Raw genomic sequence first — 16,770 nt, forward strand, 5'->3', positions numbered from 1 at the left:
GTCACCAACCTCGTGACACGAGCCACGCCGGTGTTTCCGGGATGCCGCACCGGCTCGCCATGAGAATTCACCGGATCTGCGTTCAGGCCACGCTCGCAGGGTAGGTCGGAGACCTTCGCGACAACACCCGGAATCCGCAGACCCGATGACCGGTCAGTGGTCGTAGACGAAGTCCGCTGCCAGACCGAAGGCGTCGGTGGCGCTACGGATGGCGTCGCGGATGTCGACTCCGCGGTTGGTGTCGGTGACGATATAGGGCTGGATATCACCTTTGTCGATATCCGGGCAGCTGAAATACATGATCGACTTGCGATCGACGCTTGCCTGCGCGTGATTGCGCGCCTGGTGATACAGCGGAAGGATTTCCCCGCCGGTCATGACGCTCATGATGCCGCCCGGCATCACGAGCACCTCGTCGTGGGCGGTGATCAGCGGGACGGGTGTGTCGGCACCGACCGCTTCCAGTCCCGGCGCGCTTGTCCAGATGACGGTCGCGAGGACACCGTCCTCGTGCGGGGTCTGCAACAGCTCCCTGGAACTGAGTTCGCCGAACGAATTGACCTGAAGCACCGAGGCCTCTTGGAATGGCAATTTCTTCGGGTACTCGTAGTATTCGGCGAGTTCGTCCAGCAGAGTTCTCATCACCCGGACGATGGGGCCGCTGCGATATCGCTCGAGCGCCGTGAGGAATTCGGGGATATCGCCGTGGTTCGGAATTCGCGCTCCGAACTCGGAATTCCAGTACAGGAAGGAGTCGTTGACATCGGCTTCGTTGACCGGGTCACCGTTGTTGTAGGCCGCGCCGGGTGGCCGGTAACCGTTGGTCAGCCGGTCGGTGCGGTGCCGTAATTTGCTCTCGTAGCTCGCCGCGAAGAAGTGATTCGCTTCGCTATACAACCGTGCCAGTTGGTTTGTTTCGCGCGAATTCAACCGCACGCGCGCGTAACCGTCGGTACGGATTTGCTCGAGCATGGGCGTGCGGCCTCTTTTCGCCGGTCGGGGGATGTTGCCAGGATGCTCCGACGCCCGGATACGACGCCGAGCAGAATCGTACCGAGTTCGGAAGCGATCAACCCGGTAGGTAGCACCGGATCGGCATTCCCGAACCGATTCGTTACGCCGGAAGCCGGCCCACCCGAGGGGTGGACCGGCTTCCGGTTTCGTAAAGTGTTGCAGCGCCTATGGACTCAGAAGTCCATGCCGCCCATGCCACCGGTCGGGTCGCCCGCGGGAGCGGCGGACTTCTCCGGCTTGTCGGCCACGACGGCCTCGGTGGTGAGGAACAGCGCGGCGATGGACGCGGCGTTCTGGAGCGCGGAACGGGTGACCTTGACCGGGTCGGCAACGCCGGCGGCCAGCAGATCCTCGTACACGCCCGAGTCGGCGTTCAGGCCGTGGCCCGCGGGAAGGTTGGAGACCTTCTCCGCGACGACGCCCGGCTCGAGACCGGCGTTGAAGGCGATCTGCTTCAGCGGGGCCGACAGCGCGACACGCACGATGTTGGCACCGGTGGCCTCGTCGCCGGTGAGCTTCAGATCATCCAGCGCGGGAGCCGACTGCAGCAGGGCCACGCCGCCACCGGCGACGATGCCCTCTTCGACGGCGGCCTTCGCGTTGCGAACGGCGTCCTCGATGCGGTGCTTGCGCTCCTTGAGCTCGACCTCGGTCGCGGCTCCGGCCTTGATCACCGCGACACCGCCGGCCAGCTTGGCCAGACGCTCCTGCAGCTTCTCACGGTCGTAGTCCGAATCCGAGTTCTCGATCTCGGTGCGGATCTGGGCCACGCGGCCCTGGATGCCCTCGGGATCGCCCGCGCCCTCGACGATGGTGGTCTCGTCCTTGGTCACGACGACCTTGCGCGCCTGGCCCAGCAGCTCGACGCCGGCGGTCTCCAGGGAGAGGCCGACCTCTTCGCTGATGACCTCGCCACCGGTGAGGATGGCGATATCGGCGAGCTGGGCCTTGCGACGGTCACCGAAGCCGGGCGCCTTGACGGCGACGGACTTGAAGGTGCCGCGGATCTTGTTCACGACCAGGGTCGACAGGGCTTCGCCCTCGACGTCCTCGGCGATGATCAGCAGCGGCTTGCCGGCCTGGATGACCTTCTCCAGCAGCGGCAGCAGGTCCTTGACGGTCGAGACCTTCGAGCCGACGAGCAGGATGTACGGATCCTCGAGGATCGCTTCCTGACGCTCCGGGTCGGTCACGAAGTAACCCGAGATGTAGCCCTTGTCGAAGCGCATGCCCTCGGTGAGCTCGAGCTGCAGCCCGAAGGTGTTGCTCTCCTCGACGGTGATGACGCCTTCTTTGCCGACCTTGTCCATGGCCTCGGCGATGAGCTCGCCGATGGACGGGTCGCCTGCCGAGATACCGGCGGTAGCGGCGATCTGCTCCTTGGTCTCGACCTCCTTGGCGGTGTCGAGCAGCTTGGCGGTGACGGCCTCGACGGCCTTCTCGATGCCGCGCTTCAGACCCAGCGGGTTCGCGCCGGCCGCGACGTTGCGCAGACCTTCACGCACCAGGGCCTGGGCGAGAACGGTGGCGGTGGTGGTGCCGTCGCCCGCGACGTCGTCCGTCTTCTTGGCGACTTCCTTGACCAGCTCGGCGCCGATCTTCTCGTACGGGTCCTCCAGGTCGATCTCCTTGGCGATGGAAACACCATCGTTGGTGATCGTGGGGGCGCCCCACTTCTTCTCCAGGACAACGTTGCGACCCTTGGGGCCCAGCGTCACCTTGACAGCGTCGGCGAGGGCGTTCAGACCCCGCTCGAGACCGCGACGGGCCTCTTCGTCGTACGCAATTGTCTTGGCCATTGCGTTGAGATCCTCCACATGTAATGGGGCTGACACACAGGACGACCGCTTGTCGGATCGCCCCATTTACGCTGGCCAGGTTCGGTGCCCGCGACGGACGACCGAGGGTGTCGATGGAACCCGGTCTCACCGTCCCGACCCTGGCACTCACATGTCGAGAGTGCCAAAGCCATTTCTAGCACTCGGCGGTGCCGAGTGCAAGGTCCGCCGGGTTCGGCTAGGAGCGATCATCGATTCGCAGGACCAGTGCGACGAACGCGTCGGTGCGGCGTTCGTCGGGGGTGCGCGGCTCCTCGTTACCGACCGTGACCAGCTCGGCGTCGTGCAGCAACAACTCCGCCTCCACCCGCATGATGGCGCGAATGAACGGCGGCGCCACCTCGGGCGGCAGATCGCCGTTCACGATGTATTCGCCGTCGGGACCGGACTCGGTGGAGACGAACGACAGCGCGTGCATGAGATCGACGCGCCGCTCCCCCGCGACTAGGTCGGAATCCGCTCCGTCCATGTCATCCGCCATCGCTATAGCTTAGCGGGAGGGAGCCCAGGGTTCAGTGCACAGATGTTTCAGAAGCGTCGGTGTCACCAGCGACGATGCTTCCCGGCCGGTAGAGGACGGGTTCCTGCTCGGCACGCCGACGCGCGGCGAACCTATGGTGACCGGGTGAGTGATAGACCCGGCTGGGACGCGATCGAGCGCGCCCTCGCCCCGCTGTACCCCGAGACCGAGCCGACGCGGTGGCGCGCCGAACATCCGTGGTCGCTCGGCGGACCGGACGCGCTGGACGGGGTCAGCGCGTATCCGCGCACCGATCCGGTGCCGCACTGGCACTACGTCGGCTACGGGATGACCGAACTCTACGAGAAGGAATGGGACGACCCGGAGGAATCGGGTTGGGGATTCGAATTCACCTTCCGGCTCGTGCGCGCCGCGCGCGACACCGCCGCACCGCGCTGGCCGGTGGATCTCATGCAGAATCTGGCGCACTACGTGTATCAGTCCGGGGAATGGTTCACGCCGGGCCACACGGTCAAGACCAACGGGCCGCTCGCCCCCGAACTCGCCGATTCCGCGATCCGGGCCGCGGGGTTCGTCGTCGACCCGGAACTCGGTCCGATCGACACGCCGTTCGGGCGCGTCTCGTTTCTCCAGATCGTCGGGTTGACCATGCCGGAATACCGGACCGCGCGCGGCGGGAAACTCCTCGCGATGCTGGCCGGGCTGGCCGATCGACTACCGCTCTACGTGACCGATATGCACCGCGCGACCCTCGTCCCCGAACCGAAGCCGCAGGCGACCTGGCCGAGCTGGGGCGGCGGATTACGCGGACGCGCGTAGATTTCGAAGCGATCATGATCGTTTGTCTCGGAATCGAGGAGGCGCGGTGGCGGACCTGCCGTTCGACTCGCTGTATCGGCACGGATTCGCGCGGGTGGCGGTCGCGGTGCCGCGCATCAGGGTCGCCGACCCCGCGTTCAATCTGACCCACACGCTCGACCTGGCGCGAGAAGCGGCCGAACGGGGGGCGGTGCTGACGGTCTTCCCCGAACTCGGTCTGTCCAGCTATACCGCCGACGACCTGTTCCACCAGGACGCGCTCGACGCGGCGGTTTCCGAGGCGCTGGATCGGGTGGTCGCCGCGAGCGCGGAGATCGATACGGTCCTGATCGTCGGCGCGCCCGTGCGGTCGCAGGGGCGGCTGTTCAATTGCGCGATCGCGGTGTGCAAGGGCGTCGTCCTCGGTGTCGCGCCCAAGAGCTACCTGCCGAATTATCGCGAGTTCTACGAGAAACGGCAGTTCGCCGCGGCGCGCGAGGCCTGGGACGACCAGATCGAGGTCGCCGGGCAGCGGGTGCCCTTCGGTGCCGAACTACTGTTCACAGCGACGAATCTCGACGGTTTCGTCTTCCATCTCGAGATCTGCGAGGACGGCTGGGTGCCGCTGCCGCCGAGCGGTTACGCGGCGCTGGCGGGCGCGACGGTCCTGGTCAATCTGTCGGCGAGCAATATCGTCATCGGCAAGGCCGACTACCGCCGGGCCCTGTGCACCTCGCATTCCGCGCGCTACCTCGCCGCCTACCTGTATTCGGCTGCCGGACACGGTGAGTCGACCACGGATATGGCCTGGGACGGACAGGCGCTGGTCTGCGAGAACGGTGATCTGCTCGCCGAGGGCGAGCGCTTCGCCGACCATCCCCAGGTGGTGATCGCGGATCTGGATCTGCAACGGCTCGCCTCGGATCGGCTGCGCACCACCAGTTTCGCCGATACCGTGCACGATCACCGGGAGCGGCTGGCCACGATCCGACGGATCCCCGTGGAGTTGCCGATCCCGGCGGGCGCGATCGCGCTGGAACGCGAATTGCCGCGTTTCCCCTACGTTCCCGCGGCGACGGCGGCACGCAACGAACGTTGTGCCGAGGTCCACCACATCCAGGTCGAGGGGCTGAGCACGCGATTACGGGCGACGGGATCGCAACGCGTGGTCATCGGCGTCTCCGGCGGCCTCGATTCCACCCAGGCGTTGATCGTCGCCGCGAAGACCATGGACCGACTCGGGTTGCCGCGCACGAATATCCTGGCCTACACGATGCCGGGCTTCGGCACGAGTACCCGCACGCGGACCGACGCGCACGAATTGATGGCGGCGCTCGGGGTGAGCGCGCACGAGATCGACATCCGGCCGTCGGCGACCCAGATGCTGCGCGATCTGGGGCATCCGGCGGCCGACGGCGCCGAACAATACGACATCACCTACGAGAACGTGCAGGCCGGCGAGCGCACCTCGCACCTGTTCCGGTTGGCGAACCACCATCACGCGCTCGTGGTCGGCACCGGCGATCTGAGCGAACTCGCGCTGGGCTGGTGCACTTTCGGCGTCGGTGACCACATGGCGCACTACAGCGTCAACGCGTCGGTGCCCAAGACGCTGATCAAATATCTGATCGCCTGGGCCGCGGAGACCGGACAGTTCGGGCCCGAGGCCGCGAAGGTACTGAAATCCATCCTGCTGACCGAGATCTCGCCCGAACTCATCCCGGGGGCGGACCCGGCCGACCCCGCCCAGAGTTCCGAGGCGACGGTGGGCCCGTACGAATTGCAGGATTTCCACCTGTACTACCTGTTGCGTTTCGGCTACCGGCCCAGCCGCATCGCCTATCTGGCCAGGCACGCCTGGTCCGATCCGTCCGTCGGCTCCTGGCCGGATCTGATTCCCGCCGACCAGCGCCATGCCTACGACCTGCCGATCATCAAGCATTGGCTGGGCGAATTCCTGCGCCGTTTCATCCAGACCAGCCAGTTCAAACGCTCGACCCTGCCGAACGCCCCCAAGGTCGGTTCCGGCGGCTCGCTGTCGCCGCGCGGAGATTGGCGCGCCCCCAGCGACGCCTCGGCCGCCGCGTGGCTCGACGAGCTCGCCCGCAACGTGCCCGACGAATAGCGGGGCGTATCCGCGCCCCGCTATTCCGATGGCACCGTCACTGCTGACCGGCGACGATCGAGGCGAGCAACGCGACCAGATCGGCTTCGATGACGTCCTTGTCCAGGCCGAGACCGGTGAGCAGACCGGATCCGTTCTCCTGTTCCAACAGGGCGAGCAGCATGTGCTCGGTGCCGATGTAGTTGTGGCCGAGGCGAAGTGCCTCGCGGAAGGTCAGTTCGAGCACCTTCCTGGCCTCGGCGTCGTAGGGCACCATCGGGGGCACCTCGCCCTCGGGTGCAGGCAGCGCCGCGGTCGCGGCGGCGCTGACCGTGTCGAGTGCGACGCCACGCGACAGGATCGCCTTGGCCGCCAGCGCCTCGGGTTCGGTCAGCAGGCCGAGTACCAGGTGCGCGGGTGCGATCTGCGGATTACCGGCCTCGCGCGCGATCTCCTGGGACGCCACGACGACCTGGCGGGCGCGCTGGGTGAATTTGGCGAAACCGGCGTTGGGGTCCATCGCGGCGGCGTCACCGGGCGCTTTGGGGACGAAACGCTTCTGCGCCGCCTGTTTGGTGACGCCCATGCTGACGCCGATATCGGTCCAGGACGCGCCGGAACGCCTGGCCTGGTCGACGAAATGGCCGATGAGGTGGTCGGCGAGTTCGCCGAGGTGGTTCCCGGCCACCACCGCGTCGGAGAGTTGGTCGAGCACATTGTCGGGACGGGCCTTCTTGATGCCGTTGATCAGGTCATCGAGCCGAAAAGAGGTCATGCGTCAACCATAGGTTGACGATCGGTCACCGTCAACACTTGGTTGACGATGACCGATCGGCGCGGACCTCCGCGCCGCCGAGTGCCGAAGACGCACGGCGTCACCGTGATTCAGGGTTTGGCCGCCCACCCGGCGCCGCGGACGATCCGTTCCTTCACCCACGCGCCCGTGCGCCCGGTCAGCACCGTCCGTGCCGGGGTGTCGTCGGCCTTCAGGAACTGGATCAGGCCGTCACCTCGTCCAAGGCTCAGGCATTGCGCGACGTACCTGAAGTGGAATTCGCGCGGTTCCCGACCGCGCAGCCGGGTGACGATGGCGTCGGCGGTGTACTTGCCGGTCGGCAGAGCGGTGGCGCAGGCCATCCGCAATTCCCGGTCGCCCGGACCCGCGACGACGGCACTGTCACCGGCGGCGTAGATCTTCGGGTGCGACAGCGAACGCAGCGTCGCGTCGGTGCGCACCCGGCCGTGTCCATCGACGGCAAGACCCGCGCGCCGCGCCAGGTCGGGAACGCCGAAACCCGTTGTCCAGATGGTCGTCTCGGTGTCGATGACCGTGCCGTCGACCAGCCGGACGCCGGTCGCCAGCACCTCGGCGACCTTCGCGCCGGATATGATCTCGACCCCGAGGCGTTCCAGAGCTCCGCGCACGTACAGCCGCGCCCGCTCCGACATCCACCCGGCCGGTTCCTCCGAACTCAGCAGCAGCACTCGCGAATCCGGGTGCGATTCGGCGAGTTCGGCGGCCAGCTCGATACCCGTCGCGCCGCCGCCGACCACCGCGACGGTGCCGCGCCCGACCGTCAGCGCGGCGGCGTCCTCCGGAGTCGCCACCGACAGCGCGTATTCCGCCGCGCCCGGCACGCCGGTGTCGCGCCTGCTGCCGAGCGCGTACACGAGGGTGTCGTATTCCAGCGCGTCAGGGTGCGCGGGCGCGTCCGACTCGGTCGCGTCGTCGAGCAGCACCAGCCCGCCGTCCGGGTCGATATCCCGCACGCGCGCCCGGACGAAGTGAATCTTCTTGCGTTCGAGCGCCTCCCGGATATCCCAGCGCGGAATCTCCTGTCCGGCGGCGCGCTGGTGCAGGCGCACGCGCTCCACGAAATTCGCGCGGGCGTCGATGACGGTGATCCGCGCGCCGCGCGCTCTGCTCGCCAGGCGGCCCGCCGCCGCGAGTCCCGCGTATCCGGCGCCGAGGACGACGATCCGATGTTCTCCGGTCATGATGTGGCTCCTTCCGATCAGCCGATACCACTCAGACCGGATAGAGCCGCGATCCCTGACAAGTCGAGAACATGACCCGCGTCACAGCTTCGTCAGAGGTCGCCGAGTTCTCTGGAACCTCGATCGGCGGATGCGCCGACCCGCGACAGGTAGGCCAGTTTCGCCGGATTGACGATGAGTCGCAGCGCGGTGACACGGTCGGATTCGGTGTCGAAACCCACCACGAGCAGGGCATTTCCCTCGGATCGCACGACGAGCGCGGTCGCGCCGTTGATCTCCTCCAACGAGACCAGCATCCCCGGAACCTCCCAGCGGAAGAGTCCGGCCAGGTAACGCGCGACATGGTTCGCGCCGACCACCGGCCGCCGCGCCGCGTTGACCACGCCGCCGCCGTCCGCCGTCGCGACCACATCGGCGGCGAGCATGCGCTCGAGTCCCTCGATATCGCCGTTGCGCGCCGCTTTGAGAAACCGTTCGATCAGTGCGACGGACTGGTTGGCGGAAATGTCGAACCGGGTTCGCTCCGCGCGGACCCGCTGACCGGCCCGGCGGAAGATCTGCTGGGAATTGGCCTCGGTGACACCGAGCATGTCGGCGATCTCGCGGTGCGCGTATCCGAAAGCCTCGCGCAACACGAATACCGCGCGTTCGACCGGACTCAGACGCTCGAGCACGGTGAGCAGCGCGAGCGAAACCTGTTCGCGCTCTTCGACCGTCTCCAGCGGACCGAGTTCACCGCGCGCGGTCGGCACCGGTTCGGGCAGCCACGGGCCGGTGTACGCCTCGCGTCTGGCCCGCGCCGAAACCAGCCAGGTGCGGCACAGATTCACCACGGCGGTGGTGAGCCACGCCTCGGCGGACCGAATGACGCTGCGGTCGGTGCCATCCCAGCGCAGGTAGGTCTCCTGAACGGCGTCCTCGGCCTCGCTCGCCGAGCCGAGCATCCGGTAGGCCAACGCGAACAGCCGAGGGCGATGCACCTGGAATTGGCGCAGTCCTTCGGGTTCCACCGTCATTTCCTCCGCGCTCGCCCAACGGATGCGACAGTACCTCCGGCACCGCACCGCCCCCGTACTCGACAACGTCGCGGACGGGGGCGGTGCCGTTACAGCGGCGGAACGGAACTCAGCGCGTGACGTCGTCCGCCGTCGGTTTCTTCGCACCCGGCCTACGCAGCCGCAACCTGCCCGAACCGCGGATCGCCGCACCGCGGATCGCCGGTCGGCGAATGGCCGGACGCGGGATCGCGGGCAGACGGCGTTGCGCGCGACGTTGGGCCCGCCGCTCGGACGGTTTGTGCTGCCAGGTCTCGGGACGGGCCGCCACCCAGCGCTGCGAATGCCACGCGAAGGGGATGTGCGCCAGATACAGCACGACCAGCATCAGCAGCAGCACAATCGGATACGTCACCAGCAGGGCCGCGGCCACGGCCACCAGAACCAGCAGTCCGGCCGCCGCCTGCGGGGCCACCGACACCGATTTCATGGCCAGCGTCGGCACCGTGCTGACCGCGAGTGCCGCGGCGAACACCGTCCAGGCCGATACCGCGTAGAAGCCGACCCACCAGCCGTCGTCGAACTGCACCAGCAGCGCGATCGGCACCAGCGCGATCAGCGCCGCCGCCGGAGCGGGCACACCGACGAAATACTCGCGCGACCATTCCGGGCGGGTGTCGTCGTCGAGCAGGGTGTTGAACCTGGCCAGGCGCAGCACGATGCTCACCGCGAACAGCAGCGCGATGATCCAGCCCGCGCTGTTCTCCCGCAACAGCGCGATGTAGAGCACGAGCGCGGGTCCGACGCCGAAGGAGATGGCGTCGGACAGGGAGTCCAGTTCGGCGCCCATCTTGGTGGTCGCGTCGAGCATGCGGGCGAGCCTGCCGTCGAGCGTGTCGAGCACCGCGGCGGCCCCGACCATCGCCAGCGCGATGTCGAGTTTGCCGTCCAGCGCGAATTTCACCGCGGACAGCCCCGCGGCGAGCGCGAGGACGGTCACGACGCTGGGAAGCAGCCGGATACTCCGGCGTCTGCGCTGAGGTTGGGTGGGCAGAGCCGCCTCCATCATGAGTCGGTGGCTGATGAACCGACCGCGGGCAGCACGGCGAGTACCGTCTCCGCCCCGATCGTGCGCTGGCCCGGCTGGACCAGTAGTTCGGTACCGATCGGGAAATACGTGTCGACTCGCGAGCCGAAACGGATCAGTCCGTAGGTGTCACCGATGGTGAGCACATCGTCGACGCGCGCGTCGCAGACGATGCGGCGGGCGAGCAGACCGGCGATCTGCACGACGACGACGGTCTGGCCCGCCGGGGTCTCCAGCACCATCGAATTGCGCTCGTTGACCGAGCTCGCCTCGGGCAGGTCGGCGGAACGGAACTGGCCCGGCTCGTGGATCACGGTGCGCACGGTTCCGGAGACCGGCGTGCGCTGCACGTGCACGTCCAGGACGGACAGGAAGATGCTGACGCGCGGCAACGGTTGATCGCCGAGGCCGAGTTCGGCGGGCGGTGCCGCGGTGTCGACCAGCGCGATCTCGCCGTCGGCCGGGGCGACGACGACGCCCGCCCGGTTCGGCGGCACCCGGTTCGGATGCCGGAAGAACGTCGCGCACGCGGCGGCGGCGATCAGACCCGTCCTGCGTACCCACTTACGCTTGCCGCCGACCACCGCAAGGGCGAGGGGCGCGGCGACGAACGGTAGCCCGGCGGGGTGCAGCGGGGGGATCGCGGCCCGAACCAGATCGACCACATGGCCGACTCCGGTGGTTTCGGGCGTGCCGGGCGGGGTGGGGCGGCGTGCCACAGGCTCCTCTTTCGTGCGGGGTGCAGAACGTTTCGCGCCACTCCACGATAGGTCGGGCGCAAGCGTTCACACCTTACGCCGAAGGAGCCGGTGACATGTGCCCGTCAGTGGACCTTTCGACCCATGAACAGTTTCACCAGGTACAGCAGGATCACCGCCCCCGCGAGGCAGGTGAAGAAGCTGAAGAACCAGCCCGCGCTCTCCACGTCGACTCCGAACAGCGCCAGCACCAGACCACCCAGCAAACCGCCGATGACGCCGACGACGATATTGAGGACGATGCCCTGTTGCGCATCCGTCTTCATGATCTTGCTGGCGATCCAACCGGCCAGTCCGCCGATGATGATCCAGCCGATAATCCCGAGACCGAGCATGGTGACCTCGCATCACTAGTTGGGAGCACCCCGATGAGCTATTGATCAGCTATCGATCTGCTCTTCGAGGGTATACCCGGCCGGTTGTGAGAATACGCACTTCGGAAACCGCGACCCCGGTCTAATATGAGGGGGCCTCATGTCTGCGGCGGTACAGGCGGACAGGGCCCACCGATCCAGGGCCGATCGGTGCGGAGAGTTCGGATGCTTCGGGAAACCACCCGGCGGCAGCGCCCCAGGTACATAGGAGACGCACCATGGCTGCTCGAATCGCCCAGACCACGGGGGCAGAGCACACCGCGATCCTCGGGCTCGGCGTATATCGCCCGGTCCGAGTTGTCACCAACGACGAGGTGGCGGGTCCGATCAACTCCAGCGACGAGTGGATCAGGACCAGGTCGGGTATCAAGACGCGCCGGTTCGCCTCGGACGACGAGACGATCCACACCATGAGCGTGGCCGCCGCGCGCGGGGCGATCGAATCGGCCGGGGTCGACGTCGACCAGGTCGACTGCGTTATCGTCGCGACGTCGACCCACCTCCAGCTCACCCCCGCCGCCGGGCCCCAGATCGCGACCGAACTGGGCATGAACGGCGCGGCGGCCTTCGACATCATGGCCGGCTGCGCGGGCTTCTGCCACGGCTTGGCCCTCGCCTCGGATCTGGTCAGGGCAGGCACGTCGAAGAACGTGCTCGTCATCGGGGTGGAGAAATTGACCGACACCGTCAATCCGGCGGATCGCTCCACCGCCTTCCTCTTCGCCGACGGCGCGGGCGCGGTCATCGTCGGACCGTCCGAGGAACCGGGGATCGGGCCGACTGTCTGGGGTTCGGACGGCACCCAGCACCACGCGATCCGCCAGGACAAGAACTGGATCGAGTTCTTCCGCGAGATCGACGAGAAGGGCCTCGACGCCGTCCGCCCCTACCTCGCGATGGAGGGCACGGCGGTATTCCGCTGGGCGGCCCATTCGCTGGAGAAGGTGTGCCGCGACGCCATCGATCGGGCCGGGCTGTCCACCGACGATCTCGACGCCATGATCCCGCACCAGGCCAACGGCCGGATCATCGACATCATGGCGCGGGTGCTCAAACTCCCGGAGAACTGCGTGCTCGCCGACGATATCGAGGAGACCGGCAACACTTCGGCCGCCTCGATTCCGCTGGCCATGGAGGCGCTGTTACGCCAGGGACGCTCCAAGCCCGGCGATACCGCGCTGCTGATCGCGTTCGGCGCGGGCCTGTCCTACGCCGCGCAGGTCGTCGCGCTGCCCGACTGGCGGTAGCCACCGATTCGACCGGCGGGCGGGTGCGAATTTCTCACCCGCCCGTTTCGATCGCCGTCTTGATCCGGCCGAGGGTCTCGTTCATCCCGGCGACCAATTTCGCCTCGAACGCCGCCTCGCCGCCGAGCACGGCGTCGACCATCTTGCGCACCGGCCAGGAGACGCCCCGCGGGATATCGCGACGCTGGGTCACCCTGGTGCCCGTCTCGGTCGGCTCCAGCGTGTAACTCCAGGTGGTGAAGTTCTCGTTCATCCGGAACGCGAAGGACCGGCCGGGTTCGTAGCGCACGATGCGCGAGGTGGTGGGGTAGAACTTCTTGCCGTCGCGGTTCCAGTTCACCGTCCAGGTCCCCGTCTTCGGGGCTCCGATGGCGACCATGCGCACCGTGTGCGGACTGAACTCGGGCATCCGCTTCAGATCGGAAACGACCTTCCATACCTGTTCGGGCGGTGCGGCGATGTCGATGACGGCTTCGAGTGTGTTCGGCAACGGTGTCTCCTGGTCGTGCGCTCGAGGCGATATGAACGGGGTGGTGAACCTCATCGTGCCGGGTGGAAGACAGCCAGGTCACATTTCGGTCTTTTGGTTGGCCCCCGTTGTAATGACGCGCGCACAATAGTTGATAGACGAAGCATCAGACACAGCCACTCAACATTTCCGTCCAGCGTGAGGTGATCCGGCCGTGAAACTGCGCTCATTCCTCCACCGTCGGCATGCGGACCAGGTTCCGCTGCTGCCCTCCCTCGATGTCGATCAGACCATCTCCGGCGGCGGTTCGACGCCGCGCCGGGCGAAACGACAGGCGCGGGAGGAAGGCCTCGAACGATTGCTGACTCCGGGCGAACTCGACTTGGTTCAGCGACACCGCGTGTGACCTCCCCTGGTTCGGGGGTCCGGGGGCGGGGCTCCGATCGGCGCCTGCGCGAGGCGACGTGACACGACATAATTCTCTGGTGACCGCACCTGCCGCCGCCAAACCGGCCATTCTCAGTGTCGATGACGATCCGGGCGTCTCCCGCGCCGTCGTGCGCGACCTCCGCCGCCGGTACGGGGCCGATTACCGGATCCTGCGCGCGGAATCGGGGCCCGACGCCCTCGACGCGCTGCGCGAGATGAAATTGCGCGGTCAAGCCGTCGCGGTGCTGATCGCCGACTATCGGATGCCGGGGATGGACGGCATCGAATTCCTGGAGCAGGCCATGGACCTGCACCCCTATGCCCGCCGCGTGCTGCTGACCGCCTACGCCGACACCAGCGCGGCCATCGACGCGATCAATGTCGTCGATCTGGACCACTACCTGCTCAAGCCGTGGGATCCGCCGGAGGAGAAGCTGTATCCGGTGCTCGACGGACTGCTGGAGGCGTGGCGTTCCAGCGATCACAAACCGGTCACCGAGACCAAGGTGATCGGCAACCGCTGGTCGCCGCGCTCCTCGCAGGTGCGTGAATTCCTGGCCCGCAACCAGCTGCCCTACCGCTGGTACCTGGCCGAGGAACCCGAAGGCGCCCGACTACTCGACGCGGCGGGCGCCGACCCCGAACGATGTCCGGTGGTGATCACCTCGACCGGCACCGCCCTGATCCAGCCCACCGACAGCGAACTGGCCGAGAGCGTCGGCCTCAATGTCACTCCCACCGGCGATTTCTACGACCTCATCGTGGTCGGCGGCGGACCGGCCGGACTCGGCGCCGCGGTCTACGGCGCCTCGGAGGGACTGCGCACCGTTCTGGTCGAGCGCACCGCCACCGGCGGGCAGGCCGGGCAGAGTTCACGCATCGAGAACTACCTCGGATTCCCCGACGGCGTCTCCGGTTCCCAGCTCGCCGATCGCGCGCGCAGGCAGGCCGCGAAATTCGGCGCCGAGGTCATCACCACGCGCGAGGTGACCGGCCTGGAGGTCAACGGGTCGGCGCGCACCGTGAATTTCGCCGACGGCGGACGGTTGTGCGGGCATACCGTGATCATCGCGACCGGCGTCGACTACCGGCGTCATCCGGCGCCGGGCGTGGACGACTTCACCGGCCGCGGCGTCTACTACGGGTCGGCGATGACCGAGGCAGCCGAATGCGCCGATCACGACGTCTACATCGTCGGCGGGGCGAATTCGGCCGGACAGGCCGCGGTGTTCCTGTCCCGCAACGCCCGCACCGTGCACCTGGTGGTCCGCGCCGATTCGCTGACCAAGTCCATGTCGCACTATCTGATCGAGCAGATCGCGCAGATCCCGAATATCGTCGTGCACACCGACACCGAGGTGACCGCCGCCGACGGCGCCGATCACCTCCAGCGGATCGTGCTGCGCAACCGGGTGACCGGCGCCGAGGAGAAGGCCGAGGCCGAGCGACTGTTCCTGTTCATCGGGGCCGCGCCGCAGACCGAATGGCTGGACGGGATCGTCATCCGCGACGAGGCGGGCTACGTGCTGGCCGGTCCGGATCTGCTCGTCGACGGCGCGCGTCCGCGCGGCTGGGAATTGCCGAGGCCACCGCATCACTTGGAAACAAGTGTGCCCGGCGTATTCGTCGCGGGCGACGTGCACGCCGACTCCGCCAAGCGGGTGGCCTCCGCGGTCGGCGAAGGAGCGATGGCCGTCATGCTCGTGCACAGGTATCTGGCGTAATCGGAGGCGAGGACCATGGGCGAGGAAACGACGACCCGGGCGGCGGTGTGCGATCCCGAGGAATTGCGCACCCTGTTCCTTTTCGAACACCTGAACGACGAACAGCTGCACTGGCTGTGCGCCGACGGCAAGATCGAATATCTGGAGCCGGGCCCGGTCTGCCGTGAAGGCGATCCGGCCACCTGCTTCTACGTGATGCTCGACGGCGAGATCCGCCTGACCAAACTCTCCGGCGGCACCGAGATCGAGTTGAACCAGACCGACTACCGCGGCGTCTACGTCGGCGCGTGGACCGCCTACCTCGGTGACAAGGTCGATCAGACCTACACCGCGTCGGTCTACGCGACGAAGCGGTCGCGGTTCTTCGTCCTCGACGCCGAGATCTTCTCGCGGATGATGCACGAGTGGTTCCCGATGGCCGTGCATCTGTTGGAGGGCGCGTTCACCGGTAATCGCGCCGGTAATCAGCGCGTGGCCGAACGGGAGCGGCTGCTCGCGCTCGGTTCGCTGTCGGCCGGGCTGACCCACGAGCTCAACAATCCCGCCGCCGCGGCCGTGCGCGCCACCTCCGGTTTGCGGGAACGCGTCGCCGGGATGCGCCACAAACTGGCCATGATGGCCGAGGGCAAATTCCAGCCCGAAGTACTCGTGACCCTGGTGCGATTGCAGGAGGAGGCGGCCGCCCAGGTCGCCAAGGCCCCCGAGCTGACGTCGATGGAGGCCGCCGACCGCGAGGACGTGCTCGGCGAGTGGCTCGAAGACCACGAGATCGCCGACGGCTGGAATCTGGCCCCGAATTTCGTGCAGGCCGGATTCGACGTCGACTGGCTCGAACGCGTCCACGGCACCCTGGAGGCCTGTCCCGGCAAGGTGTTCGAAGGCGCGATCCGCTGGCTCAACTACACCATCGAGACCGAGCTGCTGATGAACGAGATCGGCGATTCCACCGCCCGCATCTCCACCCTCGTCAATGCCGCCAAGCAGTACTCGCAGATGGACCGCGCGCCCTTCCAGGTCGTCGACATCCACGAGTTGCTCGACAGCACCCTGGTGATGATGAGCCGCAAACTCGGCGACGGCATCACCGTGGTCAAGGAATACGACCGCACCCTGCCGCCGGTCCCCTGCTACGCCGCCGAACTCAACCAGGTGTGGACCAACCTGATCGACAACGCCTGCTACGCGATGCAACGCAGCGGAACCCTCACCGTGCGCACCTACCGCGAAAGCGACTGTGCCGTCGTGGAGATCGGGGATACCGGTCCCGGTATCCCCGAAGACGTCCGGCGCCGCGTCTTCGAACCGTTCTTCACCACCAAACCGGTCGGCGACGGCACCGGCCTGGGCCTCGACATCTCGTTCCGGATCGTGGTGAACAAACACGACGGCGACATCCGAGTCGAATCCGAGCCGGGAGACACCCGCTTCATCGTCCGCCTCCCCCTCACCCGCCC

General features: G+C 67.2%; 16 protein-coding genes. 6 read left to right on the forward strand and 10 right to left on the reverse strand.

Going from position 1 to position 16,770, the window contains the following annotated elements; all coding sequences use genetic code 11:
- Positions 1–153: 153 nt before the first annotated feature.
- From JZ792_RS26205 to JZ792_RS26215, 3 genes are all read right to left on the reverse strand, one after another.
- Positions 154–972 carry a hypothetical protein gene (locus JZ792_RS26205; RefSeq protein WP_216914415.1) on the reverse strand — a complete coding sequence of 273 codons (819 nt, stop codon included), beginning with the start codon at positions 970–972 and terminating at the stop codon, positions 154–156.
- A gap of 215 nt (positions 973–1,187) precedes the next feature.
- Entirely contained in the window at positions 1,188–2,813 is a 1,626-nt protein-coding gene (groL, locus tag JZ792_RS26210; RefSeq protein ID WP_216914417.1) for a chaperonin GroEL, read from the reverse strand.
- Between the two features lie 217 nt (positions 2,814–3,030).
- Complete coding sequence (locus tag JZ792_RS26215) at positions 3,031–3,333, reverse strand: hypothetical protein (RefSeq protein WP_109528980.1); 303 nt, start codon at positions 3,331–3,333, stop codon at positions 3,031–3,033.
- A 144-nt stretch (positions 3,334–3,477) separates the two neighbouring features.
- On the opposite strand from JZ792_RS26215, the gene JZ792_RS26220 reads away from it, so the two are divergent.
- The gene (locus tag JZ792_RS26220) at positions 3,478–4,152 is read left to right on the forward strand and encodes a suppressor of fused domain protein (RefSeq protein WP_216914419.1); all 675 of its coding nucleotides are present in this window, start codon (positions 3,478–3,480) and stop codon (positions 4,150–4,152) included.
- Positions 4,153–4,198: 46 nt separating this feature from the next.
- Positions 4,199–6,256 (forward strand): NAD(+) synthase, encoded by a 2,058-nt coding sequence (locus tag JZ792_RS26225; protein WP_216914421.1) that lies wholly within the window; start codon positions 4,199–4,201, stop codon positions 6,254–6,256.
- A 37-nt stretch (positions 6,257–6,293) separates the two neighbouring features.
- On the opposite strand, the gene JZ792_RS26230 is transcribed toward JZ792_RS26225, so the two are convergent.
- From JZ792_RS26230 to JZ792_RS26255, 6 genes are all read right to left on the reverse strand, one after another.
- Positions 6,294–7,010, reverse strand: a complete 717-nt coding sequence (locus tag JZ792_RS26230; RefSeq protein WP_216914423.1) for a Clp protease N-terminal domain-containing protein — start codon at positions 7,008–7,010, stop codon at positions 6,294–6,296.
- Positions 7,011–7,120: 110 nt separating this feature from the next.
- Positions 7,121–8,233, reverse strand: a complete 1,113-nt coding sequence (locus JZ792_RS26235; protein WP_216914425.1) for an NAD(P)/FAD-dependent oxidoreductase — start codon at positions 8,231–8,233, stop codon at positions 7,121–7,123.
- A 92-nt stretch (positions 8,234–8,325) separates the two neighbouring features.
- Positions 8,326–9,249 carry an RNA polymerase sigma-70 factor gene (locus tag JZ792_RS26240; RefSeq protein ID WP_216914427.1) on the reverse strand — a complete coding sequence of 308 codons (924 nt, stop codon included), beginning with the start codon at positions 9,247–9,249 and terminating at the stop codon, positions 8,326–8,328.
- 109 nt (positions 9,250–9,358) lie between these two features.
- Positions 9,359–10,297 carry a CDP-alcohol phosphatidyltransferase family protein gene (locus JZ792_RS26245; protein WP_405178540.1) on the reverse strand — a complete coding sequence of 313 codons (939 nt, stop codon included), beginning with the start codon at positions 10,295–10,297 and terminating at the stop codon, positions 9,359–9,361.
- Positions 10,294–11,034, reverse strand: a complete 741-nt coding sequence (locus tag JZ792_RS26250) for a phosphatidylserine decarboxylase (RefSeq protein ID WP_109528986.1) — start codon at positions 11,032–11,034, stop codon at positions 10,294–10,296. Before JZ792_RS26250 ends, JZ792_RS26245 begins: the two co-directional genes overlap by 4 nt.
- Positions 11,035–11,138: 104 nt before the next feature.
- The gene (locus tag JZ792_RS26255; RefSeq protein WP_109528987.1) at positions 11,139–11,408 is read right to left on the reverse strand and encodes a GlsB/YeaQ/YmgE family stress response membrane protein; all 270 of its coding nucleotides are present in this window, start codon (positions 11,406–11,408) and stop codon (positions 11,139–11,141) included.
- A gap of 257 nt (positions 11,409–11,665) precedes the next feature.
- Here JZ792_RS26255 and JZ792_RS26260 point away from each other — a divergent pair, with 257 nt between their 5' ends.
- Positions 11,666–12,694 carry a beta-ketoacyl-ACP synthase III gene (locus tag JZ792_RS26260; protein ID WP_216914429.1) on the forward strand — a complete coding sequence of 343 codons (1,029 nt, stop codon included), beginning with the start codon at positions 11,666–11,668 and terminating at the stop codon, positions 12,692–12,694.
- 34 nt (positions 12,695–12,728) lie between these two features.
- Here JZ792_RS26260 and JZ792_RS26265 read toward each other — a convergent pair whose 3' ends face one another.
- On the reverse strand, positions 12,729–13,184 hold the full coding sequence (locus JZ792_RS26265; protein ID WP_216914431.1) for an SRPBCC family protein: 456 nt from the start codon (positions 13,182–13,184) through the stop codon (positions 12,729–12,731).
- A 193-nt stretch (positions 13,185–13,377) separates the two neighbouring features.
- On the opposite strand from JZ792_RS26265, the gene JZ792_RS26270 reads away from it, so the two are divergent.
- The 3 genes from JZ792_RS26270 to JZ792_RS26280 form a co-directional block, all read left to right on the forward strand.
- On the forward strand, positions 13,378–13,569 hold the full coding sequence (locus JZ792_RS26270) for a hypothetical protein (RefSeq protein WP_216914433.1): 192 nt from the start codon (positions 13,378–13,380) through the stop codon (positions 13,567–13,569).
- Between the two features lie 79 nt (positions 13,570–13,648).
- Positions 13,649–15,316, forward strand: a complete 1,668-nt coding sequence (locus tag JZ792_RS26275) for an NAD(P)/FAD-dependent oxidoreductase (protein WP_216914434.1) — start codon at positions 13,649–13,651, stop codon at positions 15,314–15,316.
- 15 nt (positions 15,317–15,331) lie between these two features.
- Positions 15,332–16,770, forward strand: a 1,439-nt coding sequence (locus JZ792_RS26280) for an ATP-binding protein (RefSeq protein ID WP_216914436.1), incomplete at its 3' end; no start/stop codon positions are given.

This window comes from Nocardia noduli (assembly GCF_019038455.1).
In the GTDB taxonomy this organism is placed as follows: Bacteria; Actinomycetota; Actinomycetes; order Mycobacteriales; family Mycobacteriaceae; genus Nocardia; species Nocardia noduli.

Excerpts from the sequence above, each read along its gene's own strand:
- JZ792_RS26215 (WP_109528980.1), bottom strand. The coding sequence starts at position 3,333 with ATGGCGGATGACATGGACGGAGCGGATTCCGACCTAGTCGCGGGGGAG.
- JZ792_RS26205 (WP_216914415.1), bottom strand. The coding sequence starts at position 972 with ATGCTCGAGCAAATCCGTACCGACGGTTACGCGCGCGTGCGGTTGAAT.
- JZ792_RS26240 (WP_216914427.1), bottom strand. The coding sequence starts at position 9,249 with ATGACGGTGGAACCCGAAGGACTGCGCCAATTCCAGGTGCATCGCCCT.
- JZ792_RS26255 (WP_109528987.1), bottom strand. The coding sequence starts at position 11,408 with ATGCTCGGTCTCGGGATTATCGGCTGGATCATCATCGGCGGACTGGCC.
- JZ792_RS26245 (WP_405178540.1), bottom strand. The coding sequence starts at position 10,297 with ATGATGGAGGCGGCTCTGCCCACCCAACCTCAGCGCAGACGCCGGAGT.
- JZ792_RS26230 (WP_216914423.1), bottom strand. The coding sequence starts at position 7,010 with ATGACCTCTTTTCGGCTCGATGACCTGATCAACGGCATCAAGAAGGCC.
- groL (WP_216914417.1), bottom strand. The coding sequence starts at position 2,813 with ATGGCCAAGACAATTGCGTACGACGAAGAGGCCCGTCGCGGTCTCGAG.
- JZ792_RS26260 (WP_216914429.1), top strand. The coding sequence starts at position 11,666 with ATGGCTGCTCGAATCGCCCAGACCACGGGGGCAGAGCACACCGCGATC.
- JZ792_RS26235 (WP_216914425.1), bottom strand. The coding sequence starts at position 8,233 with ATGACCGGAGAACATCGGATCGTCGTCCTCGGCGCCGGATACGCGGGA.